This window comes from Nonomuraea sp. NPDC003804, assembly GCF_040610675.1.
Lineage (GTDB): Bacteria > Actinomycetota > Actinomycetes > Streptosporangiales > Streptosporangiaceae > Nonomuraea.
In genome coordinates, this window is sequence record NZ_JBEXMT010000104.1 from 1 (window position 1) to 1,380 (window position 1,380).

At 55.0% G+C, this 1,380-nt stretch carries 1 protein-coding gene; it reads left to right on the forward strand.

Annotation, left to right across the window (positions count from 1 at the left end):
- Positions 1–40: 40 nt before the first annotated feature.
- On the forward strand, positions 41–1,380 hold a 1,340-nt coding region (locus ABZX22_RS45075), incomplete at its 3' end, for an AIPR family protein (RefSeq protein ID WP_354923494.1).

A 1,380-nucleotide genomic window follows, 5' to 3' on the forward strand; every position in this document is an offset into this window, starting at 1 on the left:
TGAATCTCTCAACTCCTACTTGTGTGTAGTCGACGGTGATGTGCTGGCGAACCTCTTCGAGCATTTCGGTAGCAGACTGCTCGAAGGTAACGTCAGATCATTTCTTGGCATGAAGGGCGGCGTCAACAAGGGGATAAGGGGAACTATTCAGGACGCGCCCGAGCTCTTCTTCGCCTATAACAACGGAATCGCCGCCACTGCAGCCTCGGCAACGGTGGAGGTCGGGCCGCTTGGCACACGCGTAACCTCCATCAGCGATCTGCAGATCGTGAATGGAGGCCAGACTACTGCCAGCATACTTAGAGCGAGGCGACAGGATCGACTGAGTCTTGCACAGGTTTCAGTCCCCATGAAGCTGACGATTATCGGCTCGAATGAAACCAATGAACTTGTACCCAAGATTGCCGAGTACGCGAATACTCAGAATAAGGTCGCAATCGCAGATTTCTTTGCGAATCACCCCGTACACAGGCGTATGGAGGAAATATCTCGCCGGATGATGGTTCCAGCGCGAGCAGACACACGCGTTCAAAGCAAATGGTTCTATGAGCGCGCACGGGGCCAGTATCAGAACGAGCGCATGTACTTGACTGGTGCCGGCAAGACAAAGTTTGATCTTGAGTACCCCGCCTCGCAGGTAGTCAACAAGACTGACCTGGCAAAGTTCGATAGCGTTCTAGATGGGAAGCCCCATTGGGTCGCATTGGGTGCACAGAAGAACTTCATCAAGTTTGCTGGCAAATTTTCCTCGAAGCGCGACAAGACTGATGCCCAGTACTGGGATGAGATCAGTCCAAACTACGGCGACGGTTACTACCAGCGCGTGGCAGCTATGGCTCTTCTGTGGAAGGCCGGGGAGGCCGCTGTCTCGAGTGGGCGAGGCACATGGTATGAAGGCGACTACAGACCTCAGATCGTGGCATACGCGTGGTCACTGATCTTCCATTGCATTAGAAGTGCCGGTCGAGAACCGAATCTTGTTCGTGTCTGGGAGAGACAGGAGGCTGATCCAACTCTCATGAAGGCCTTCACTCGCGCAGCGGTGATGGCTCAGTCTGCCATCAAGGATCTTCCCGAGGGCTCTTCGAACGTCGGCGAGTGGGCGAAGAAGGAGGCCTGCTGGGCCAAGCTATCCTCGACGAAGTTTGCCTTGGGAGAAGCCGTCCTGGCGTGGTCTGTCGACCAGACTGAAGACCGAGAGCGGAAGCGACTGGCTCGAGCCGAAGGATTGATGGACGACGGCATCAGCCTGCAACAGGAGGTTGTGTTCCGATCTACCAGTGGGTATTGGCAAGCACTTTACAACTGGCCGTTATTGGACGGACATGTGTCTGGTCAGGAGCGCAGCTTGCTTGGTAGAGCTATCTCCATCCAGACAGC